The following is an 18,878-nucleotide window of genomic DNA, read 5'->3' on the forward strand; positions in this document are numbered from 1 at the left end:
ACCACTTCGGTGCGTGCTGCCTCGCGGTCCCAGAAGGACTGCGCCAATCCGAAGGCCGCCGAAAGGCGGCGTTCGGCCATCCGAAATCCAAGAAATCTGAGAGGCTCCCGTGGCCCGTTCCACTCCCATCGAGCGTTACCGTAACTTCGGCATCATGGCTCACATCGATGCCGGCAAGACCACCACGTCCGAGCGCATCCTGTTCTACACCGGCAAGAGCCACAAGATCGGTGAAGTGCACGACGGCGCCGCCACCATGGACTGGATGGAGCAGGAGCAGGAGCGTGGCATCACGATCCAGTCCGCTGCCACCACCGCGTTCTGGAAGGGCATGGACAAGTCCCTGCCGGAGCACCGCTTCAACATCATCGACACCCCCGGGCACGTCGACTTCACCATCGAAGTGGAGCGCTCGCTGCGCGTGCTCGACGGTGCCGTCTTCGTCCTGTGCGCCGTCGGTGGCGTGCAGCCGCAGTCGGAAACCGTGTGGCGCCAGGCCAACAAGTACCACGTGCCGCGCATCGCGTTCGTCAACAAGATGGACCGCACCGGTGCCAACTTCCAGAAGGTCGTCGGCCAGCTGAAGGCCAAGCTGGGCGCGGTTGCCGTGCCGATGCAGCTGCCGATCGGCGCTGAAGACAACTTCAAGGGCGTCGTCGACCTGCTGAAGATGAAGGCCATCCATTGGGATGAGGCTTCGCAGGGCATGAAGTTCGAATACGGTGAAATCCCGGCCGAGCTGCAGGGCCCGGCTGAAGAGGCTCGCCAGTTCATGGTCGAGACCGCTGCCGAAGCCAGCGAAGAGCTGATGGAAAAGTACCTGGGCGGCGAAGAGCTGGCCGAGGCTGAAATCATCAACGCGCTGCGTACCCGCACCCTGGCCACCGAGATCGTGCCGATGTACTGCGGCTCGGCCTTCAAGAACAAGGGCGTGCAGGCCATGCTGGACGGCGTGATCCAGCTGCTGCCGTCGCCGGTCGACGTGCCGGACGTGAAGGGCGTGGACGTTGACGACGACACCGTCGAAATGACCCGCAAGTCGGACGACAAGGCTCCGTTCTCGTCGCTGGCCTTCAAGATCATCACCGACCCGTTCGTCGGCGCGCTGACCTTCTTCCGTGTCTACTCGGGCACCCTGAACGGTGGCGACACCGTGCTGAACTCGGTGAAGGGCAAGAAGGAGCGCATCGGCCGCATCCTGCAGATGCACTCGAACAACCGCGAGGAAATCAAGGAAGTTCTGGCCGGTGACATCGCCGCTGCCGTGGGCCTGAAGGACACCACCACCGGTGACACCCTGTGCGCCGTGGACGCCCCGATCATCCTGGAGCGCATGACGTTCCCGGAGCCGGTGATCTCGATGGCCGTCGAGCCGAAGACCAAGTCGGACCAGGAAAAGATGGGTCTGGCCCTGGGCCGTCTGGCGCAGGAAGATCCGTCGTTCCGCGTCAAGACCGACGAAGAATCCGGCCAGACCATCATCTCGGGCATGGGCGAGCTGCACCTGGACATCATCGTCGACCGCCTGAAGCGCGAGTTCAACGTTGAAGCCAACGTCGGCGCGCCGCAGGTGGCCTACCGCGAAACCATCACCCTGGCCGACGTCAAGTCGGACTACAAGCACGCCAAGCAGTCCGGTGGTAAGGGTCAGTACGGTCACGTCGTGATCGAACTGTCGCCGATCACCGCTGCCGACCGTGCCGATCCGAAGCTGGCTCCGGCCATCAAGGACGACTTCCTGTTCATCAACGACATCACCGGCGGCGTGATCCCGAAGGAATTCATTCCGTCGGTTGAAAAGGGCCTGCGCGAAACCATCACCAGCGGTCCGCTGGCTGGCTTCCCGGTCGTGGACGTCAAGGTGAAGCTGGTGTTCGGTTCGTACCACGACGTCGACTCCTCGGAAATGGCGTTCAAGCTGGCTTCGTCGATGGCCTTCAAGCAGGGCTTCGCCAAGGCCAAGCCGGTGCTGCTGGAGCCGATCATGAAGGTCGAGATCGTGACCCCGGAGGATTACCAGGGTGACGTGATGGGCGACGTCAGCCGTCGTCGCGGCGTGCTGCAGGGTTCCGACACCACTGGTGACGGCTCCGCTTCGATCATCAACGCGATGATCCCGCTGGGTGAAATGTTCGGCTACGCCACTGCGCTGCGTTCGCAGACCCAGGGCCGCGCCACCTTCACCATGGAATTCGATCACTACGAGCCGGCTCCGACCAACATCGCCGAAGCCGTCATGAAGAAGGGCTGAGCCTCGCTCAGCCTCTCTTGAAACCACTTACGAACAATCAAGGTATAGAACAATGGCAAAGGGTAAGTTCGAGCGCACCAAGCCGCACGTCAACGTCGGCACCATCGGTCACGTCGATCACGGCAAGACCACGCTGACCGCTGCACTGACCAAGATCGGTGCCGAGCGCTTCGGTGGCGAGTTCAAGGATTACTCCTCGATCGACGCCGCGCCGGAAGAAAAGGCGCGTGGTATCACGATCTCGACCGCGCACGTCGAATACGAATCCCCGATCCGTCACTACGCCCACGTTGACTGCCCGGGCCACGCTGACTACGTCAAGAACATGATCACCGGTGCCGCCCAGATGGATGGCGCGATCCTGGTGTGCTCGGCCGCTGACGGCCCGATGCCGCAGACCCGCGAGCACATCCTGCTGTCGCGTCAGGTCGGCGTGCCGTACATCGTCGTGTTCCTGAACAAGGCCGACATGGTTGACGACGCAGAGCTGCTCGAGCTGGTCGAGATGGAAGTGCGTGAACTGCTGAGCAAGTACGAGTTCCCGGGCGACGACACCCCGATCATCGCCGGTTCGGCCCGCCTGGCGCTGGAAGGCGACCAGAGCGACATCGGCGTGCCGGCCATCCTGAAGCTGGTCGATGCCCTGGACAGCTGGATTCCGGAGCCGGAGCGCGCGATCGACAAGCCGTTCCTGATGCCGGTGGAAGACGTGTTCTCGATCTCGGGCCGCGGCACCGTGGTGACTGGCCGTATCGAGCGTGGCGTGATCAAGGTCGGCGACGAAATCGAAATCGTCGGCATCCGTCCGGTGCAGAAGACCACCGTGACCGGCGTTGAAATGTTCCGCAAGCTGCTGGACCAGGGTCAGGCAGGCGACAACGCTGGCCTGCTGCTGCGCGGCACCAAGCGTGACGACGTCGAGCGTGGCCAGGTCCTGGCCAAGCCGGGCACGATCAAGCCGCACACCAAGTTCGAAGGCGAAGTCTACGTCCTGTCGAAGGACGAGGGCGGCCGTCACACCCCGTTCTTCAATGGCTACCGTCCGCAGTTCTACTTCCGCACCACCGACATCACCGGCGCAGCTGCTCTGCCGGAAGGCGTCGAAATGGTGATGCCGGGTGACAACGTCAAGATGGTCGTCACCCTGATCAACCCGGTGGCCATGGACGAAGGCCTGCGCTTCGCCATCCGCGAAGGTGGCCGTACCGTCGGCGCCGGCGTGGTCTCGAAGATCATCGAGTAATCTGGTAGTATCTGCGCCCCGATGTTGCCTGGGTAGGGCATCGGGGCGTATCAAATGGGAAAGCAGGCACAGGATGTGCCTTGTGTTCCCCGGACCAGGAAGGGTCAATGCCATTCAGGCGGCGTCAACAGGCGACTGTTGACAGCTGCCTTGCGTGCCATTATGCTTCTACGTCTGGGCAGGCCGGGAAACTGGTCTGCCTACGTTTTTGAGGTCTATGGATTGACCTTGGCGGCCTGCAGGAGTGCGGGCCGTCCGTATTCAGGAATTTCATGGGGCAAAGCAACCCAGAGGCTTTGTCTGTCGCTCTTTTAACGAAGGAACCTACCGCCATGGCGGACCAAAAGATCCGGATCCGGCTGAAAGCGTTCGATCATCGTCTGATCGACCGTTCGGCCAGCGAGATCGTTGAAACGGCAAAGCGGACCGGCGCGCAAGTGCGTGGCCCGATCCCGCTGCCGACCAAGATCGAGCGTTACACCGTTCTCGTTTCCCCGCACGTCGACAAGGACGCGCGTGACCAGTACGAGACCCGCACGCACAAGCGCGTGCTCGATATCGTTGACCCGAATGACAAGACCGTGGACGCGCTGATGAAGCTCGAACTGGCTGCCGGCGTCGACGTTCAGATCAAGCTGACCTGAGGACTACGACCATGACGAAGAAGTATTCGTTGGGCTTCGTGGGCCGCAAGGCTGGCATGAGCCGCGTGTTCACTGAAGATGGCCGCTCCATCCCGGTGACCCTGATCGAAGCAACCCCGAACCGCATCGCGCAGATCAAGACCGTCGAAACCGACGGCTACAGCGCCGTGCAGGTGACCGTCGGCGCGCGTCGCGCTGCCCTGGTCAACAAGCCGGAAGCCGGCCACTTCGCCAAGGCGAAGGTGGAAGCGGGTCGTGGCCTGTGGGAATTCCGCGTTGAAGACGCGCAGCTCGGCGAGTTCGCCGTTGGCGGCGAAGTCAAGGCGGACATCTTCGAAGTCGGCCAGATCGTCGACGTCCAGGGTGTCACCAAGGGTAAGGGCTTCCAGGGCACCATCAAGCGCCACAACTTCCGTATGGGCGATGCAACCCACGGTAACTCGCTGTCGCATCGCGCGCCGGGTTCGCTGGGTCAGCGCCAGACCCCGGGTCGCGTTTTCCCGGGCAAGAAGATGTCGGGCCACATGGGCGCGGTGCAGCAGAGCACCCAGAACCTGGAAGTGGTCAAGGTCGACGTCGAGCGCGGTCTGATCGCCGTTCGCGGCGCCGTTCCGGGCGCGGCGGGTGGCGACGTGATCGTCCGTCCGGCGAGCAAGGCATAAGGAGAGATGACGATGGAACTCGTTATCACGGGTAGCAACAACAAGGTCTCGGTCTCCGACGCCGTGTTCGGTCGCGATTTCAGCGAAGATCTGGTCCACCAGGTCGTCGTTGCCTACCGCAACGCCGGTCGCGCCGGCACCAAGGCACAGAAGACTCGCTCCGAAGTGGCTGGTACCACCAAGAAGTCGAAGAAGCAGAAGGGCGGCGGCGCGCGTCATGGCGCACTGACGGCTCCGATCTTCGTCGGCGGCGGTGTCACCTTCGCGGCCAAGCCGCGCAGCTTCGAGCAGAAGGTCAATCGTAAGCAGTACCGTGCCGCCATGTGCGCGATCCTGTCCGAGCTGAACCGTCAGGGCCGTCTGACCATCGTGGAGTCCTTCGACGTCGAAGTGACCAACACGAAGGGTCTGATCGCCAAGCTGGCCGGCCTGGAAGTGGGCAAGCGCCCGCTGATCGTCACCGAAGAAGCGTCCGAGCACCTGTACCTGTCCGCCCGCAATCTGCCGTACGTGCAGGTGCGTGACGTCCAGGGTCTGGATCCGGTCTCGCTGGTGGGTGCCGACACGGTCGTCATCACCGCTGACGCGGTCAAGAAGGTCGAGGAGTGGCTGGCATGAACAGCAACGAAAAAATCTTCAGCGTGCTGCGTGCCCCGCGTGTCTCCGAAAAGACCGCGCGCCTGCAGGAACTCTCCAACCAGTATGTCTTCGAAGTTTCGAACGAAGCCACCAAGGCCGATGTAAAGGCCGCGGTTGAGCAGCTGTTCGACGTCAAGGTCGAAGCCGTCAACGTGGTCAACGTCAAGGGCAAGAACAAGTCCTTCCGTAACCGTGCTGGCCGCCGCGGCGATTGGCGCAAGGCGTACGTTCGCCTGGCCGATGGCCAGTCGATCGATGTAACGGCCAAGGCCTGAGGTACATCCCATGCCATTGATGAAATTCAAGCCCACTTCCCCCGGCCGCCGTTCGGCCGTGCGCGTGGTCACTCCCGACCTGCACAAGGGTGCTCCGCACGCTGCGCTGGTCGAGTCGCAGAGCCGCTCGGGTGGTCGTAACCACCATGGCCGCATCACCGTGCGTCACGTCGGTGGTGGTGCCAAGCAGCACTACCGCATCATCGACTTCAAGCGCAACAAGCTGGGCATCCCGGCGCGCGTGGAACGCATCGAATACGATCCGAACCGCACCGCGCACATCGCTCTGCTGTGCTACGTCGACGGTGAGCGTCGCTACATCATCGCCCCGAAGGGCCTGAAGGCTGGTGATCAGGTGATCGCTGGTTCGGATGCCCCGATCAAGGCTGGCAACACCCTGCCGCTGCGCAACATCCCGGTCGGCACCACCATCCACTGCATCGAACTGAAGCCGGGCAAGGGCGCTCAGATCGCTCGCGCCGCTGGTGCGGCCGTGCAGCTGGTGGCTCGCGAAGGCATCTACGCCACCCTGCGCCTGCGCTCGGGTGAAATGCGTAAGGTTCCGGTCGAGTGCTGCGCCACCATCGGCGAAGTCGGCAACGACGAGCACAGCCTGGAAAAGCTGGGCAAGGCCGGTGCCAAGCGTTGGCGCGGCGTCCGCCCGACCGTTCGTGGTGCTGCCATGAACCCGGTTGACCACCCGCACGGTGGTGGTGAGGCGAAGGCCGGCCAGGGTAATCCGCATCCGGTCACCCCGTGGGGTGTCCCGACCAAGGGTTACAAGACGCGCCATAACAAGCGCACTCAGCAGTTCATCGTCCGCGATCGTAGGGGCTAATCGACCATGGCACGTTCACTCAAGAAGGGCCCGTTCGTCGATCACCACCTCGTCAAGAAGGTGGAGGCCGCTGCGGGCAGCAAGAAGCCGATCAAGACCTGGTCGCGCCGTTCGATGATCCTGCCTGACATGGTAGGCGTCACCATTGCCGTGCATAACGGCAAGAACCACATCCCGGTTCTCGTCAACGAGAACATGGTCGGCCACAAGCTCGGCGAATTTGCCATCACCCGGACCTTCAAGGGTCACGGTGGTGACAAGAAGTCGGGCAAGTAAGGAGAGATGACAATGGAAGCGAAAGCCATCCTGCGCACTGCGCGCATCTCCCCGCAGAAGGCTCGTCTGGTCGCTGACCAGGTGCGCGGTCTGCCGGCCGAGCGTGCGGTCAACCTGCTGAAGTTCTCGGACAAGAAGGCTGCCCACCTGATCAAGAAGGTGGTGGAGTCGGCAATTGCCAACGCCGAGAACAACCAGGGCGCCGACGTCGACGAGCTGAAGGTTCAGACCATCATGGTTGATGAAGGTCCGACCCTGAAGCGTTTCATGGCGCGGGCGAAAGGCCGCGGTACCCGCATCCTCAAGCGCACCAGCCACATCACTGTGGTTGTGGGCGCCGCCAAGTAAGCGGATAAGGAAAAGACCATGGGTCATAAAGTTCATCCGATTGGTATCCGCCTCGGCATTTCCAAGGACTGGAACTCCAAGTGGTACGCCAACAAGGCCGAGTTCGCTGGTTACCTGGCAGCCGACCTGAAAGTGCGCGAAATGCTGCGCAAGAAGCTGGCTCAGGCCGGCATCAGCAAGATCCTGATCGAGCGTCCGGCCAAGACCGCTCGCGTGACGATCCACACCGCCCGTCCGGGCGTGGTGATCGGCAAGCGCGGTGAGGACATCGAGAAGCTGCGCAAGGAAGTGAGCGAGATGATGGGCGTCCCGGCGCACATCAACGTCACCGAAGTGCGCAAGCCGGAACTGGACGCGCAGCTCGTTGCCGAGTCGATCGCCCAGCAGCTGGAGCGTCGCATCATGTTCCGCCGTGCAATGAAGCGCTCGGTCGGCAACGCGATGCGTCTGGGTGCCCTGGGCATCAAGGTCAACGTCGGTGGCCGCCTCAACGGTGCAGAAATCGCCCGTTCGGAGTGGTACCGCGAAGGCCGCGTGCCGCTGCACACCCTGCGTGCCGACATCGACTATGGCTTCGCTGAAGCCAAGACGACCTACGGCATCATCGGCATCAAGGTCTGGATCTACAAGGGCGAGGTCTTCGATTTCTCCCAGGTTGGCCAGGAAAAGCAGGACGACACCCCGTCGCGCAACGATCGTCACGATCGCGGCGACCGTGGTGACCGTCAGCGCCCGGCCCGTGAAGCGAGGTAACGACAATGTTGCAACCCAAGCGAACCAAGTACCGCAAGGTACACAAGGGCCGTAACGATGGCCTGAGCTGGAGCGCCAACGCTGTCAGCTTCGGCGAATACGGCCTGAAGGCAACCGCACACGGTCAGCTGACCGCGCGTCAGATCGAAGCGGCCCGCCGCTCGATCAGCCGCTACGTCAAGCGCGGCGGCAAGATGTGGATCCGAGTGTTCCCCGACAAGCCCATCACCAAGAAGCCCATCGAAGTCCGAATGGGTTCTGGTAAGGGCAACGTGGAATACTGGGTGGCCCAGATCCAGCCCGGCCGCATGATCTATGAAATCGAGGGTGTTTCCGAGGAAGTGGCTCGCGAGGCGTTCCGCCTGGCCGCCGCCAAGCTCTCGGTCACCACCACTTTCGTGACCCGTACGGTGCGCTGATGGATATCAAAACTCTCCGTGAAAAGTCGGCTGACGAACTCAAGGCCCACCTGATCGACCTGCGTAAGGAACAGTTCTCTGTCCGTATGCAGCAGGTCACCGGCCAGCTGCCGAAGACCCACGACATTCGCCGGGTCCGTCGCGAGATTGCTCGCGTCAAGACCCTGCTCGGCAGCACGAAGTAAGGATGGCCGCTATGAGCGACAATACTGAAAAGAAGACGCTGCGCACGGTCGAAGGCCGTGTCGTCAGCAACAAGATGGACAAGACGGTTACCGTCCTGGTTGAGCGTCAGGTCAAGCACGCGCTGTACGGCAAGTACATCAAGCGCTCGACGAAGCTGCACGCCCACGATGCCGACAACGCCTGCAAGGAAGGCGATGTCGTCCGCGTGACCGAGATTGCTCCGATGTCCAAGACCAAGAACTGGCGCGTGGTGGAAGTCATCACGCGCGCGGCTGAATAAGGAGCTGAATCATGATCCAGATGCAGAGCTACCTTGACGTCGCGGACAATTCGGGTGCCAAGCAGGTGATGTGCTTCAAGGTGCTGGGTGGTTCCAAGCGCCGTTACGCCGGCATCGGCGACATCATCAAGGTCACCGTGAAGGATGCGATTCCGCGCGGCAAGGTCAAGAAGGGTGAAGTGTATGACGCCGTCGTGGTGCGTACCCGCAAGGGTGTGCGTCGCGCCGACGGCTCGCTGATCCGCTTCGACGGCAACGCTGCCGTTCTGCTGAACAGCAAGCAGGAGCCGATCGGTACCCGTATCTTCGGGCCGGTGACCCGTGAACTTCGTTCGGAGAAGTTCATGAAGATCGTCTCGCTCGCTCCCGAAGTGCTGTGAGCGACAGGAGATAATCATGGCTAACCGTATCAAGAAGGGCGACCAGGTTGTCGTCAACGCTGGCAAGGACAAGGGCAAGCAGGGCGAAGTCGTCCGCGTCGACGGCGACCGTGTGGTCGTCGCCAACGTGAACATCGTCAAGCGCCACACCAAGCCGAACCCGCAGGCAGGTGTTGCCGGCGGCGTGGTCGAGCGCGAAGCTTCGATCCATATCTCCAACGTGAATGTTCTGAACCCGGCTTCGGGCAAGGGCGAACGCGTTGGCTTCAAGGTGCTGGAGGATGGACGCAAACTGCGTGTGTTCCGCTCCAGCGGTGAGGCGCTCGACGCCTGAGGAATGAGAAGATGAGTTCCCGTCTCGAAAAGTTCTACAAGGACGAAGTGGTGCCGGCGCTGATGAAGCAGTTCGGCTACACCAATCCGATGGAAGTGCCGAAGCTGGTCAAGGTCACCCTGAACATGGGTGTCGGCGAAGCGGCCACCAACAAGAAGATCCTGGAAAACGCCGTCGGCGACATGACCAAGATTTCCGGCCAGAAGCCGGTTGTCACCAAGTCGCGTGTGTCGGTTGCGTCGTTCAAGATCCGCGATGGTTGGCCGATCGGCTGCAAGACCACGCTGCGTCGCCACAAGATGTACGAGTTCCTGGATCGCCTGATCAACATCTCGCTGCCGCGCGTGCGCGACTTCCGTGGTGTTTCCGGTCGTTCCTTCGACGGCCGCGGCAACTTCAACATGGGTGTGAAGGAGCAGATCATCTTCCCGGAAATCGACTTCGACGCCGTCGACGCGATCCGCGGTATGGATATCGCCATCACCACCACTGCGAAGACCGACGCGGAAGCGAAGGCGCTGCTGGCAGCGTTCAAGTTCCCGTTCCGTAACTGATCTGTCGAGGAAACCGAAATGGCAAAGACCTCCATGGTCAACCGCGACATCAAGCGGGAAAAGCTGGCAAAGAAGTACGCTGAAAAGCGTGCAGCTCTGAAGAAGATCGTGTCCTCCGTGGACGCGACCTACGAAGAGAAGATCGACGCCGCAACCAAGCTGGCCAAGCTGCCGCGCGATTCGTCGCCGAGCCGCCAACGCAACCGTTGCGAGCTGTCGGGTCGTCCGCGTGGCGTCTACAGCAAGTTCGGCCTGGGCCGTAACAAGCTGCGTGAAGCCACCATGCGTGGCGACGTCCCGGGTCTGCGCAAGGCCAGCTGGTAATCCCAGCCGGCCCTGCGATCAGGAGCCCCTTCGGGGGTTCCTGAACCGGGCAGGGGGGGGCATTCAGCTTTCCCGACGTAAAAAAACCGAAGAGCCCGGCGCAAGCCGGGCTCTTTTGGCGTATACTCCCGCGTCTTGCCCTGTGCAAACGGGGTTGTAGGAGTGGGCCCCTGGCCCGCTGCATCAAGGGACCTGGCCCGTTTCCAGGAGACAACAGATTTTCGCGAAAGCGGATATCGGTGCACTCAAAGGTACTCATATGAGCATGACTGATCCCATCGCCGACCTGCTGGTCCGCATCAAGAATGCGGCCGCGGTTGGCAAGCAGACGGTGAAAGCCCCGTCGTCCAAGATCAAGGTTGCGATCGCCCAGGTCCTGAAGGACGAGGGTTACATCACCGACCTGCGCGTGACCCAGCTGGAAAACAACAAGTCCGAGCTGGAAATCGTGCTGAAGTATTTCGAAGGCAAGCCGGTCATCGCGACCCTGAAGCGCTTCTCGCGTTCGGGCCTGCGCCAGTACCGCGGCAAGAGCGAGCTGCCGAAGGTCATGAACGGCCTGGGTATCTCCATCATTTCCACCTCCAAGGGCATCATGACTGATGCGCAGGCGCGCCAGCTGGGCGTCGGCGGCGAAGTCCTGTGCTTCGTGGCCTAAGGCGAAAGGAGTAGAACTATGTCCCGCGTAGCCAAGAAGCCGATCGACCTGGGTAAGGTTGAACTGAACGTCCAGTCGGACAGCGTCACCGCCAAGGGCCCGAAGGGCACCCTGTCGCTGGCCAAGCCGGCCGGTATTGCCATCAACGTCGACAACGGCGTTGCCACCCTGAGCACCGAGAACGCCGACCTGGTCGCACTGACCGGTACCGTGCGTGCGATCCTGTCCAACATGGTCAAGGGCGTGTCCGAAGGCTTCGAGCGCAAGCTGGAGCTGGTCGGCGTGGGTTACCGCGCTGCCATGCAGGGCAAGGACCTGAGCCTGTCGCTGGGCTTCTCGCATCCGGTCGTGTTCGTGGCGCCGGAAGGCATCACCCTGTCGACCCCGACCCAGACCGAGATCGTGGTCCAGGGCGCTGACAAGCAGGTCGTCGGTGAAGTTGCCGCCAAGATCCGTGCGTTCCGCAAGCCGGAGCCGTACAAGGGCAAGGGCGTGAAGTACTCCGACGAAGTCATCATCCGTAAGGAAGCCAAGAAGGCGTAAGTGCGAGTCCCTCGCAAGAGCCCGCACATCCTTGTGCGGACTCCTCAGGGAAAAGCCCAACCTTCAGCTTTCAAGGAATAATCAAAATGAACAAGAACATCGCCCGCCTGCGTCGCGCCAAGTCGACCCGCGCCCACATCCGTGAGCTCGGCGTCGCCCGCCTGTCGGTGCTGCGCACCGGCCAGCACCTGTACGCCCAGGTCTTCACCGCCGACGGTTCCAAGGTGCTGGCTGCTGCCAACACCACCCAGACCGACGTCATGGAAGGCCTGAAGAACGGCAAGAACGCCGACGCCGCCGCCAAGGTCGGCCGTATCGTCGCTGAGCGCGCCAAGGCCGCCGGCGTCGAGAAGGTTGCCTTCGATCGTTCGGGCTACCGCTACCACGGCCGCATCAAGGCCCTGGCAGAAGCCGCCCGCGAAGCCGGCCTGCAGTTCTAAGGGACAAGGGCAGGGGGCCATTGGCCTCCTGCCTGCCTGCTCGCCAGCCTGAGTGAGGCTGGACGGCGCCGCTCTTCTGCAGCGGCCCACCGGAACGCCGCGTCACGCCACAACCATAAGCGGCTTCGAGCCGTACATACCCAAACAACCAAGGAATCAACATGGCAGAAGAGCGTCAGCAGCGGGGTCGCGATCGCGACCGTAACCGCGAAGAGAAGATCGACGACGGCATGATCGAAAAGCTGGTCGCGGTCAACCGCGTCAGCAAGACCGTCAAGGGTGGCCGCCAGTTCACCTTCACCGCCCTGACCGTTGTCGGCGACGGCGAAGGCAAGGTCGGTTTCGGTTATGGCAAGGCCCGCGAAGTGCCGGTCGCCATCCAGAAGTCGATGGAACAGGCCCGCAAGAACCTGGTCAGTGTTGACCTGAACAATGGCACCCTGTGGCACACCATCAAGGATGGTCACGGCGCAGCCCGCGTGTTCATGCAGCCGGCTTCGGAAGGTACCGGCGTCATCGCCGGCGGTGCCATGCGCGCCGTGCTGGAAGCGGTTGGCGTGAAGAACGTGCTGGCCAAGGCCACCGGTTCGCGCAACCCGATCAACCTGGTGCGTGCCACCGTGAAGGGCCTGTCTGCTGCGCAGTCGCCGGCCCGCATCGCGGCCAAGCGCGGCAAGAAGGTGGAGGAACTCAACCATGGCTAATGAGTCCAACAAGACTGTCAAGGTCCGCCTGGTGCGTGGCCTGCGTGGCACCCAGTCGCGTCACCGCCTGTCGGTGCGTGCCCTGGGCCTGAACAAGCTCAACGATGTGCGTGAACTGAAGGACAGCCCGCAGGTGCGCGGCCTGATCAACAAGGTTCAGTACCTCGTCCAGGTTGAGGAGTAATCGACCATGACTCTGCGTCTCAATGAACTGAGCCCGGCACCGGGCGCCCGCACCGAGCGTACCCGCGTCGGTCGCGGTATCGGCTCGGGCCTGGGCAAGACTGCCGGCCGCGGCCACAAGGGTTCGTTCGCCCGCAAGGGTGGCGGCAAGATCAAGGCTGGCTTCGAAGGCGGCCAGACCCCCATGCAGCGTCGTCTGCCGAAGATCGGCTTCCGTTCGCCGATCGCCAAGGACACCGCTGAAGTGCTGCTGTACGCGCTGGACAAGCTGCCGGCCGGTGAGATCGACTTCGCCGCCCTGCGTGCTGCCAAGCTGGTCCCGAGCACTGCCAAGAAGGCCAAGGTCGTCGTCAAGGGCGAAGTGACCAAGGCGTTCACCCTGAAGGGTATTGCTGCCACGGCGGGTGCCAAGGCCGCGATCGAAGCTGCCGGCGGCAGCGTAACGGAGTAAGAAAATCATGGCGCAAGCTGGCATCGGTAACCTCGCGGGCGGAATGGGCAAGTTCACTGAACTTCGCCAACGTTTGCTGTTCGTCGTCGGGGCTTTGATCGTCTATCGCATCGGCTGCTACGTGCCGGTGCCGGGCGTCAATCCCGATGCCATGCTTGCCATGATGCAACAGCAGGGCGGCGGCATCGTGGACATGTTCAACATGTTCTCGGGCGGCGCCCTGCACCGTTTCAGCATCTTCGCGCTGAACGTGATGCCGTACATCTCGGCATCGATCGTGATGCAGCTGGCCGTGCACATCTTCCCCGCCCTGAAGGCGATGCAGAAGGAAGGTGAGTCCGGCCGCCGCAAGATCACCCAGTATTCGCGCATCGGCGCCGTGCTGCTGGCAGTGGTGCAGGGCGGCTCGATCGCGCTGGCCCTGCAGGGCCAGGTCTCGCCGTCGGGCGCTCCGGTCGTGTACGCGCCGGGCATGGGCTTCGTGCTCACCGCCGTGGTCGCGCTGACCGCCGGCACCATGTTCCTGATGTGGGTCGGTGAGCAGGTCACCGAGCGCGGCATCGGCAACGGCGTGTCGCTGATCATCTTCGCCGGTATCGTCGCTGGCCTGCCGGGTGCGATCATCCACACCTTCGACGCCTACCGCGACGGCAACATCCAGTTCATCCAGCTGCTGCTGATCGCCATCGTCGTGCTCGCCTTCACCTTCTTCGTGGTGTTCGTCGAGCGTGGCCAGCGCCGGATCACGGTCAACTACGCGCGCCGCCAGGGCGGTCGCAACGCGTACATGAACCAGACCTCGTTCCTGCCGCTGAAGCTCAACATGGCCGGCGTCATCCCGGCGATCTTCGCCTCGAGCCTGCTGGCCTTCCCGGCCACCCTGGCCATGTGGTCCGGCCAGGCTGCCAACCAGAGCAGCTTCGGCCAGGTCCTGCAGAAGGTCGCCAATGCCCTCGGCCCGGGCGAGCCGCTGCACATGATCGTGTTCGCTGCGCTGATCACCGGTTTCGCGTTCTTCTATACCGCGCTGGTGTTCAACTCGCAGGAAACCGCCGACAACCTGAAGAAGTCGGGCGCGCTGATTCCGGGCATCCGTCCGGGCAAGGCCACCGCCGATTACATCGACGGCGTGCTGACCCGCCTGACCGCAGCCGGCTCGGCCTACCTGGTGATCGTCTGCCTGCTGCCGGAACTGATGCGCACGCAGCTGAACGCCTCGTTCTACTTCGGTGGTACTTCGCTGCTGATCGTGGTGGTGGTGGTGATGGACTTCATCGCCCAGGTGCAGGCGCACCTGATGTCCCACCAGTACGAGAGCCTGCTGAAGAAGGCCAACCTGAAGGGCGGCAACCGCGGCGGTTTTGCCCGCGGCTGATTGGCCTGTTATACTTTCGTCTTCCTGACGTGATGGTCCCTCCGCTTCGCGGACTCCGGCCACACAAACGAAGGGCGGCCCCCGCAGCGGTTCCGGGTGGGGGTGTGATGAGGTGGTCCCGCGCTGGAGTAGCGCGGGCGGCCCCGGGGGAAACCCCAGGTCCAACCCCATCCGGCGCCGGAGCCTGGGCACACTCCCCAGGCCGGGTTCATGAAACCAATGGTTTCACGGGCTTCCATGTAAACCGGAACCTTGTTAGTATCGCTAGTTCACTTTTTTGATCCATCCTGCCGGATTGGCGTGCCCGAGGTGCGCTGTCGGCCATCACTCAGCTGGAGAACCGCGTCATGGCGCGTATTGCAGGCGTCAACCTGCCAGCCCAGAAGCACGTCTGGGTCGGGTTGCAAAGCATTTACGGCATCGGCCGTACCCGTTCGAAGAAGGTCTGCGAAGTCGCAGGCGTTGCTTCGACCACCAAGATCCGCGATCTGTCGGAGCCGGAAATCGAGCGCCTGCGCGCCGAAGTCGGCAAGTACATCGTGGAAGGCGATCTGCGCCGTGAGATCGGCATCGCGATCAAGCGCCTGATGGACCTGGGCTGCTACCGCGGCCTGCGTCACCGTCGTGGCCTCCCGCTGCGTGGCCAGCGCACCCGTACCAACGCCCGCACCCGCAAGGGTCCGCGCAAGGCGATCAAGAAGTAAGGGACTGAGAAATGGCTAAGCCCGCTGCTAAGACCAAGAAGAAGATCAAGCGCGTCGTCACCGACGGCGTTGCCCACGTCCACGCTTCGTTCAACAACACCATCGTCACCATCACCGACCGCCAGGGCAACGCTCTGTCGTGGGCGACCTCCGGTGGCGCTGGCTTCCGCGGTTCGCGCAAGTCGACCCCGTTCGCTGCCCAGGTGGCTGCTGAAAAGGCCGGTCGTGCTGCGCTGGACTACGGCGTGAAGTCGCTGGAAGTCCGCATCAAGGGCCCGGGTCCGGGCCGTGAGTCGGCCGTGCGTTCGTTGAACAACGTCGGCTACAAGATCACCAACATCATCGACGTGACGCCTATCCCGCACAACGGGTGCCGTCCGCCGAAGAAGCGTCGCGTCTAAAGGGAGCGATAAGAAATGGCTCGTTATATCGGTCCTACCTGTAAGCTCGCCCGTCGCGAAGGCGCCGACCTGTCCCTGAAGAGCCCGGCGCGTGCGCTGGACTCGAAGTGCAAGCTGGAGCAGAAGCCCGGCCAGCACGGCGCCACTGCCCGCAAGGGCAAGCTGTCCGACTACGCCACCCAGCTGCGTGAAAAGCAGAAGGTCAAGCGTATCTACGGCCTGCTGGAGCGTCAGTTCCGCAACTACTACAAGAAGGCCTCGACCAAGAAGGGCAACACCGGCGAGAACCTGCTGCAGCTGCTGGAAACCCGCCTGGACAACGTCGTCTACCGCATGGGCTTCGCCGTGACCCGTCCGGCTGCCCGTCAGCTGGTGTCGCACCGCGGCGTCACCGTGAATGGCAAGTCGGTCAACCTGGCTTCGTACCAGGTCAAGGCTGGCGACGCCATCGCTCTGTCTGAAAAGGCTGCCAAGCAGCTGCGCGTCCAGGAAGCCCTGACCGTCGCCGCCCAGCATGACCTGAGCCCGTCGTGGGTTGAAGTGGATTCCGGCAAGTTCACCGGCATCTTCAAGGCTGTTCCGGATCGTTCGGATCTGCCTGCGGACATCAACGAAGCGCTGATCGTCGAGCTGTATTCGAAGTAATTCACATTGGAGAGCCCCCGGCGACGGCCGGGGGTTCACTAGGAGAACCCGCAACATGACGGTTACCGCCAACCAGGTTCTGCGTCCTCGCGGTCCGCAGATCGAACGCCTTACCGACACCCGTGCAAAGGTCGTTATCGAACCTTTGGAGCGGGGTTACGGGCATACGCTGGGTAATGCCCTGCGTCGCGTGCTGCTGTCGTCCATCCCGGGCTTCGCCATCACGGAAGTCGAAATCGACGGCGTGTTGCATGAGTACACCACGGTCGAAGGTCTGCAGGAGGACGTGCTCGAAGTCCTGCTGAACCTCAAGGACGTGGCCATCCGTATGCACTCCGGCGACAGCGCCACCCTGTCCCTGTCCAAGCAGGGCCCGGGCGTTGTCACCGCTGCCGACATCAAGGTCGACCACAATGTGGAGATCCTGAACGGCGAACACGTGATCTGCCACCTGACCAAGGATACGGCGATCAACATGCGTCTGAAGATCGAACGTGGTTTCGGCTACCAGCCGGCTGCCGCGCGTCGTCGTCCGGACGAAGAAACCCGTGCCATCGGCCGTCTGGTCCTGGATGCCTCGTTCTCGCCGGTCCGCCGCGTCGCCTATGCCGTGGAAGCGGCCCGCGTCGAACAGCGTACCGACCTGGACAAGCTGGTCATCGATATCGAGACCAACGGCACCATCGACGCCGAGGAAGCCGTGCGCACCGCCGCCGACATCCTCAGCGACCAGCTGTCGGTGTTCGGTGACTTCACCCACCGCGACCGCGGTGCAGCCAAGCCGGCCAACAACGGCGTGGATCCGGTGCTGCTGCGCCCGATCGACGATCTGGAGCTGACCGTGCGTTCGGCCAACTGCCTGAAGGCTGAAAGCATCTACTACATCGGCGATCTGATCCAGAAGACCGAAGTGGAGCTGCTGAAGACCCCGAACCTGGGCAAGAAGTCGCTCACCGAGATCAAGGAAGTGCTGGCTCAGCGCGGCCTGTCGCTCGGCATGAAGCTGGAGAACTGGCCGCCGGCCGGTGTCGCCAGCCACGGCATGCTGGGCTGATATCGGTAATGCCTGAAGGCTCCACCGTTCGCGGTGGGGCCTTCAACGCAACACAACATGCCATGACGAACCCCAGGTTCGCGTGGCAGGTCGTCCAGGACGGGCGGCCAGGACCAACCGCAGTCCGCGCAGCAACGCCAGGATGGCGACAACGATCCACACAGCCTCATCATTAACCAAGGAATATCACCATGCGTCACCAGAAGTCTGGCCGTAAGTTCAGCCGCACCAGCGCCCACCGCGAAGCAATGTTCAAGAACATGGCCGCCTCGCTGTTCAAGCACGAGCTGATCAAGACCACCCTGCCGAAGGCCAAGGAACTGCGCCGCGTTGCCGAGCCGCTGATCACCCTGGCCAAGGTCGACTCCGTCGCCAACCGCCGTCTGGCCTTCGCCCGCCTGCGCGACAACGAAGCCGTGGGCAACCTGTTCACCATCCTGGGCCCGCGCTACGCGAACCGTCCGGGCGGCTACCTGCGTCTGCTGAAGTGCGGCTTCCGCGCTGGCGACAACGCGCCGATGGCCTACGTCGAGCTGGTTGACCGTCCGGTCGTGGCCGAGGAAGTGGCCGAGTAATCGGACCGCTCCAATGCGACACAGCGAAAGCCCGGCCTCTGCCGGGCTTTTGCGTTTCCCGGGGGCGGATCCCTTTCCGCAGGAAAGGGCTCTGACCCACACCGTTCCGACAGGCGTCACCTGTGGCGGTTCGAATGGCGCGCACTCTCGGTTACGCTTGGCGCCTGATCCATTCGAGCGTTGACGATGAATCCACTGCGCTGGCCCTTCCGCGCCCAGTTCTTCCTGGGCTTCCTGATCTGCGCGGGCCTGCTTGGCTACGCGATCTTCCTGCAGCTGAAGATGGGCCTGGAGCCGTGTCCGCTGTGCATCTTCCAGCGCCTGGCCTTCGCTGCGCTTGGCCTGCTGTTCCTGATCGGTGCACTGCATGGTCCGTCCAACCGCCCCGGACGCGCGACCTATGGCGTGCTGGCGTTCATTGCCGCCGCAGTGGGCGTGGGCATCGCCGCGCGCCACGTCTACGTGCAGATGCTGCCGCCGGAAATGGGGTCCACCTGTGGCCCGCCGCTGGCCTTCCTGAGCGAAACCATGGGGCCGCTGGAAGTGTTCCGCACGGTGCTGACCGGCACTGGCAACTGCGGCAACATCGACTGGACCTTCCTGGGCCTGACCATGCCGATGTGGTCGGGCGTGTGGTTCGTGCTGCTGGCGCTGTGGGCGCTGGTGGTGTCGCTGCGCAAGGTCAAGCGCTGAAGCAGGGTAGTGCCGGCCGCTGGCCGGCACACCGCGGGAATGCCGG

General features: G+C 62.9%; 30 protein-coding genes. All 30 read left to right on the forward strand.

Going from position 1 to position 18,878, the window contains the following annotated elements; genetic code table 11:
- The first annotated feature begins 109 nt into the window (after positions 1 to 109).
- Positions 110 to 2,251: an elongation factor G gene (gene fusA / locus ACZK33_RS03940; RefSeq protein ID WP_005408207.1), complete on the forward strand. Its 2,142-nt coding sequence runs from the start codon at positions 110 to 112 to the stop codon at positions 2,249 to 2,251.
- Between the two features lie 52 nt (positions 2,252 to 2,303).
- Positions 2,304 to 3,494: an elongation factor Tu gene (gene tuf, locus ACZK33_RS03945; RefSeq protein ID WP_014036096.1), complete on the forward strand. Its 1,191-nt coding sequence runs from the start codon at positions 2,304 to 2,306 to the stop codon at positions 3,492 to 3,494.
- A 332-nt stretch (positions 3,495 to 3,826) separates the two neighbouring features.
- The gene (gene rpsJ / locus ACZK33_RS03950; RefSeq protein ID WP_005408208.1) at positions 3,827 to 4,138 is read left to right on the forward strand and encodes a 30S ribosomal protein S10; all 312 of its coding nucleotides are present in this window, start codon (positions 3,827 to 3,829) and stop codon (positions 4,136 to 4,138) included.
- Positions 4,139 to 4,149: 11 nt separating this feature from the next.
- Positions 4,150 to 4,800, forward strand: coding sequence for a 50S ribosomal protein L3 (rplC, locus tag ACZK33_RS03955; protein ID WP_279913265.1), 651 nt, complete (start codon positions 4,150 to 4,152; stop codon positions 4,798 to 4,800).
- A 12-nt stretch (positions 4,801 to 4,812) separates the two neighbouring features.
- Positions 4,813 to 5,418, forward strand: a complete 606-nt coding sequence (gene rplD, locus ACZK33_RS03960) for a 50S ribosomal protein L4 (RefSeq protein ID WP_004145337.1) — start codon at positions 4,813 to 4,815, stop codon at positions 5,416 to 5,418.
- Positions 5,415 to 5,714, forward strand: a complete 300-nt coding sequence (gene rplW, locus ACZK33_RS03965) for a 50S ribosomal protein L23 (RefSeq protein ID WP_004145338.1) — start codon at positions 5,415 to 5,417, stop codon at positions 5,712 to 5,714. The genes rplD and rplW overlap by 4 nt, the downstream gene beginning before the upstream one ends.
- Before the next feature lie 10 nt (positions 5,715 to 5,724).
- Positions 5,725 to 6,552 carry a 50S ribosomal protein L2 gene (rplB, locus tag ACZK33_RS03970; protein ID WP_004145339.1) on the forward strand — a complete coding sequence of 276 codons (828 nt, stop codon included), beginning with the start codon at positions 5,725 to 5,727 and terminating at the stop codon, positions 6,550 to 6,552.
- Positions 6,553 to 6,558: 6 nt separating this feature from the next.
- Positions 6,559 to 6,828, forward strand: coding sequence for a 30S ribosomal protein S19 (rpsS, locus tag ACZK33_RS03975; protein ID WP_004154485.1), 270 nt, complete (start codon positions 6,559 to 6,561; stop codon positions 6,826 to 6,828).
- Between the two features lie 12 nt (positions 6,829 to 6,840).
- Positions 6,841 to 7,176 carry a 50S ribosomal protein L22 gene (rplV, locus tag ACZK33_RS03980; protein ID WP_004145348.1) on the forward strand — a complete coding sequence of 112 codons (336 nt, stop codon included), beginning with the start codon at positions 6,841 to 6,843 and terminating at the stop codon, positions 7,174 to 7,176.
- 18 nt (positions 7,177 to 7,194) lie between these two features.
- Entirely contained in the window at positions 7,195 to 7,929 is a 735-nt protein-coding gene (gene rpsC, locus ACZK33_RS03985) for a 30S ribosomal protein S3 (RefSeq protein WP_004145350.1), read from the forward strand.
- A gap of 5 nt (positions 7,930 to 7,934) precedes the next feature.
- Complete coding sequence (rplP, locus tag ACZK33_RS03990; protein ID WP_004154486.1) at positions 7,935 to 8,348, forward strand: 50S ribosomal protein L16; 414 nt, start codon at positions 7,935 to 7,937, stop codon at positions 8,346 to 8,348.
- A complete protein-coding gene (gene rpmC / locus ACZK33_RS03995) occupies positions 8,348 to 8,533 on the forward strand; it encodes a 50S ribosomal protein L29 (RefSeq protein WP_004154487.1) in 186 nt (61 codons plus the stop codon). The genes rplP and rpmC overlap by 1 nt, the downstream gene beginning before the upstream one ends.
- A gap of 11 nt (positions 8,534 to 8,544) precedes the next feature.
- The gene (gene rpsQ, locus ACZK33_RS04000) at positions 8,545 to 8,814 is read left to right on the forward strand and encodes a 30S ribosomal protein S17 (RefSeq protein WP_004154489.1); all 270 of its coding nucleotides are present in this window, start codon (positions 8,545 to 8,547) and stop codon (positions 8,812 to 8,814) included.
- An 11-nt stretch (positions 8,815 to 8,825) separates the two neighbouring features.
- Positions 8,826 to 9,194, forward strand: a complete 369-nt coding sequence (rplN, locus tag ACZK33_RS04005) for a 50S ribosomal protein L14 (protein ID WP_004145357.1) — start codon at positions 8,826 to 8,828, stop codon at positions 9,192 to 9,194.
- A 16-nt stretch (positions 9,195 to 9,210) separates the two neighbouring features.
- Positions 9,211 to 9,528, forward strand: a complete 318-nt coding sequence (rplX, locus tag ACZK33_RS04010; RefSeq protein ID WP_004154490.1) for a 50S ribosomal protein L24 — start codon at positions 9,211 to 9,213, stop codon at positions 9,526 to 9,528.
- Between the two features lie 11 nt (positions 9,529 to 9,539).
- Positions 9,540 to 10,082, forward strand: a complete 543-nt coding sequence (rplE, locus tag ACZK33_RS04015; RefSeq protein ID WP_004154491.1) for a 50S ribosomal protein L5 — start codon at positions 9,540 to 9,542, stop codon at positions 10,080 to 10,082.
- 18 nt (positions 10,083 to 10,100) lie between these two features.
- The gene (gene rpsN / locus ACZK33_RS04020; protein WP_005408209.1) at positions 10,101 to 10,406 is read left to right on the forward strand and encodes a 30S ribosomal protein S14; all 306 of its coding nucleotides are present in this window, start codon (positions 10,101 to 10,103) and stop codon (positions 10,404 to 10,406) included.
- Positions 10,407 to 10,665: 259 nt separating this feature from the next.
- On the forward strand, positions 10,666 to 11,064 hold the full coding sequence (rpsH, locus tag ACZK33_RS04025; protein ID WP_005408210.1) for a 30S ribosomal protein S8: 399 nt from the start codon (positions 10,666 to 10,668) through the stop codon (positions 11,062 to 11,064).
- Positions 11,065 to 11,082: 18 nt separating this feature from the next.
- A complete protein-coding gene (gene rplF / locus ACZK33_RS04030; protein ID WP_423175446.1) occupies positions 11,083 to 11,607 on the forward strand; it encodes a 50S ribosomal protein L6 in 525 nt (174 codons plus the stop codon).
- A gap of 80 nt (positions 11,608 to 11,687) precedes the next feature.
- Positions 11,688 to 12,047: a 50S ribosomal protein L18 gene (gene rplR / locus ACZK33_RS04035; protein ID WP_024957318.1), complete on the forward strand. Its 360-nt coding sequence runs from the start codon at positions 11,688 to 11,690 to the stop codon at positions 12,045 to 12,047.
- Positions 12,048 to 12,208: 161 nt separating this feature from the next.
- Entirely contained in the window at positions 12,209 to 12,751 is a 543-nt protein-coding gene (rpsE, locus tag ACZK33_RS04040) for a 30S ribosomal protein S5 (protein WP_005408213.1), read from the forward strand.
- The gene (rpmD, locus tag ACZK33_RS04045; protein ID WP_005408214.1) at positions 12,744 to 12,935 is read left to right on the forward strand and encodes a 50S ribosomal protein L30; all 192 of its coding nucleotides are present in this window, start codon (positions 12,744 to 12,746) and stop codon (positions 12,933 to 12,935) included. Before rpsE ends, rpmD begins: the two co-directional genes overlap by 8 nt.
- A 6-nt stretch (positions 12,936 to 12,941) precedes the next feature.
- Positions 12,942 to 13,385, forward strand: coding sequence for a 50S ribosomal protein L15 (gene rplO, locus ACZK33_RS04050; protein ID WP_004154498.1), 444 nt, complete (start codon positions 12,942 to 12,944; stop codon positions 13,383 to 13,385).
- Between the two features lie 7 nt (positions 13,386 to 13,392).
- Complete coding sequence (secY, locus tag ACZK33_RS04055; protein WP_005408215.1) at positions 13,393 to 14,760, forward strand: preprotein translocase subunit SecY; 1,368 nt, start codon at positions 13,393 to 13,395, stop codon at positions 14,758 to 14,760.
- Positions 14,761 to 15,107: 347 nt separating this feature from the next.
- On the forward strand, positions 15,108 to 15,464 hold the full coding sequence (gene rpsM, locus ACZK33_RS04060) for a 30S ribosomal protein S13 (protein ID WP_004154500.1): 357 nt from the start codon (positions 15,108 to 15,110) through the stop codon (positions 15,462 to 15,464).
- An 11-nt stretch (positions 15,465 to 15,475) separates the two neighbouring features.
- Positions 15,476 to 15,865: a 30S ribosomal protein S11 gene (gene rpsK / locus ACZK33_RS04065; protein ID WP_004145443.1), complete on the forward strand. Its 390-nt coding sequence runs from the start codon at positions 15,476 to 15,478 to the stop codon at positions 15,863 to 15,865.
- Positions 15,866 to 15,880: 15 nt separating this feature from the next.
- Positions 15,881 to 16,510, forward strand: a complete 630-nt coding sequence (gene rpsD, locus ACZK33_RS04070; protein ID WP_004145446.1) for a 30S ribosomal protein S4 — start codon at positions 15,881 to 15,883, stop codon at positions 16,508 to 16,510.
- Positions 16,511 to 16,565: 55 nt separating this feature from the next.
- Positions 16,566 to 17,564 carry a DNA-directed RNA polymerase subunit alpha gene (locus ACZK33_RS04075; RefSeq protein WP_010483975.1) on the forward strand — a complete coding sequence of 333 codons (999 nt, stop codon included), beginning with the start codon at positions 16,566 to 16,568 and terminating at the stop codon, positions 17,562 to 17,564.
- 191 nt (positions 17,565 to 17,755) lie between these two features.
- On the forward strand, positions 17,756 to 18,139 hold the full coding sequence (gene rplQ / locus ACZK33_RS04080; protein WP_005408217.1) for a 50S ribosomal protein L17: 384 nt from the start codon (positions 17,756 to 17,758) through the stop codon (positions 18,137 to 18,139).
- A 186-nt stretch (positions 18,140 to 18,325) separates the two neighbouring features.
- Complete coding sequence (locus ACZK33_RS04085; RefSeq protein ID WP_010483974.1) at positions 18,326 to 18,832, forward strand: disulfide bond formation protein B; 507 nt, start codon at positions 18,326 to 18,328, stop codon at positions 18,830 to 18,832.
- Positions 18,833 to 18,878: the final 46 nt, after the last annotated feature.

Source organism: Stenotrophomonas sp. 86156_Sma (assembly GCF_056481625.1).

Excerpts from the sequence above, each read along its gene's own strand:
- rpsQ (WP_004154489.1), top strand. The coding sequence starts at position 8,545 with ATGAGCGACAATACTGAAAAGAAGACGCTGCGCACGGTCGAAGGCCGT.
- rplF (WP_423175446.1), top strand. The coding sequence starts at position 11,083 with ATGTCCCGCGTAGCCAAGAAGCCGATCGACCTGGGTAAGGTTGAACTG.
- rplV (WP_004145348.1), top strand. The coding sequence starts at position 6,841 with ATGGAAGCGAAAGCCATCCTGCGCACTGCGCGCATCTCCCCGCAGAAG.
- rplO (WP_004154498.1), top strand. The coding sequence starts at position 12,942 with ATGACTCTGCGTCTCAATGAACTGAGCCCGGCACCGGGCGCCCGCACC.
- rplQ (WP_005408217.1), top strand. The coding sequence starts at position 17,756 with ATGCGTCACCAGAAGTCTGGCCGTAAGTTCAGCCGCACCAGCGCCCAC.
- rpsJ (WP_005408208.1), top strand. The coding sequence starts at position 3,827 with ATGGCGGACCAAAAGATCCGGATCCGGCTGAAAGCGTTCGATCATCGT.
- secY (WP_005408215.1), top strand. The coding sequence starts at position 13,393 with ATGGCGCAAGCTGGCATCGGTAACCTCGCGGGCGGAATGGGCAAGTTC.
- rpsH (WP_005408210.1), top strand. The coding sequence starts at position 10,666 with ATGAGCATGACTGATCCCATCGCCGACCTGCTGGTCCGCATCAAGAAT.
- rpsM (WP_004154500.1), top strand. The coding sequence starts at position 15,108 with ATGGCGCGTATTGCAGGCGTCAACCTGCCAGCCCAGAAGCACGTCTGG.
- rplW (WP_004145338.1), top strand. The coding sequence starts at position 5,415 with ATGAACAGCAACGAAAAAATCTTCAGCGTGCTGCGTGCCCCGCGTGTC.
- ACZK33_RS04085 (WP_010483974.1), top strand. The coding sequence starts at position 18,326 with ATGAATCCACTGCGCTGGCCCTTCCGCGCCCAGTTCTTCCTGGGCTTC.
- rplN (WP_004145357.1), top strand. The coding sequence starts at position 8,826 with ATGATCCAGATGCAGAGCTACCTTGACGTCGCGGACAATTCGGGTGCC.
- tuf (WP_014036096.1), top strand. The coding sequence starts at position 2,304 with ATGGCAAAGGGTAAGTTCGAGCGCACCAAGCCGCACGTCAACGTCGGC.
- rpsC (WP_004145350.1), top strand. The coding sequence starts at position 7,195 with ATGGGTCATAAAGTTCATCCGATTGGTATCCGCCTCGGCATTTCCAAG.
- rpsD (WP_004145446.1), top strand. The coding sequence starts at position 15,881 with ATGGCTCGTTATATCGGTCCTACCTGTAAGCTCGCCCGTCGCGAAGGC.
- rpmC (WP_004154487.1), top strand. The coding sequence starts at position 8,348 with ATGGATATCAAAACTCTCCGTGAAAAGTCGGCTGACGAACTCAAGGCC.
- rpsS (WP_004154485.1), top strand. The coding sequence starts at position 6,559 with ATGGCACGTTCACTCAAGAAGGGCCCGTTCGTCGATCACCACCTCGTC.
- rplC (WP_279913265.1), top strand. The coding sequence starts at position 4,150 with ATGACGAAGAAGTATTCGTTGGGCTTCGTGGGCCGCAAGGCTGGCATG.
- rplX (WP_004154490.1), top strand. The coding sequence starts at position 9,211 with ATGGCTAACCGTATCAAGAAGGGCGACCAGGTTGTCGTCAACGCTGGC.
- ACZK33_RS04075 (WP_010483975.1), top strand. The coding sequence starts at position 16,566 with ATGACGGTTACCGCCAACCAGGTTCTGCGTCCTCGCGGTCCGCAGATC.
- rplP (WP_004154486.1), top strand. The coding sequence starts at position 7,935 with ATGTTGCAACCCAAGCGAACCAAGTACCGCAAGGTACACAAGGGCCGT.
- rpsN (WP_005408209.1), top strand. The coding sequence starts at position 10,101 with ATGGCAAAGACCTCCATGGTCAACCGCGACATCAAGCGGGAAAAGCTG.
- rpsE (WP_005408213.1), top strand. The coding sequence starts at position 12,209 with ATGGCAGAAGAGCGTCAGCAGCGGGGTCGCGATCGCGACCGTAACCGC.
- rpmD (WP_005408214.1), top strand. The coding sequence starts at position 12,744 with ATGGCTAATGAGTCCAACAAGACTGTCAAGGTCCGCCTGGTGCGTGGC.
- rplB (WP_004145339.1), top strand. The coding sequence starts at position 5,725 with ATGCCATTGATGAAATTCAAGCCCACTTCCCCCGGCCGCCGTTCGGCC.
- rpsK (WP_004145443.1), top strand. The coding sequence starts at position 15,476 with ATGGCTAAGCCCGCTGCTAAGACCAAGAAGAAGATCAAGCGCGTCGTC.
- rplD (WP_004145337.1), top strand. The coding sequence starts at position 4,813 with ATGGAACTCGTTATCACGGGTAGCAACAACAAGGTCTCGGTCTCCGAC.
- rplE (WP_004154491.1), top strand. The coding sequence starts at position 9,540 with ATGAGTTCCCGTCTCGAAAAGTTCTACAAGGACGAAGTGGTGCCGGCG.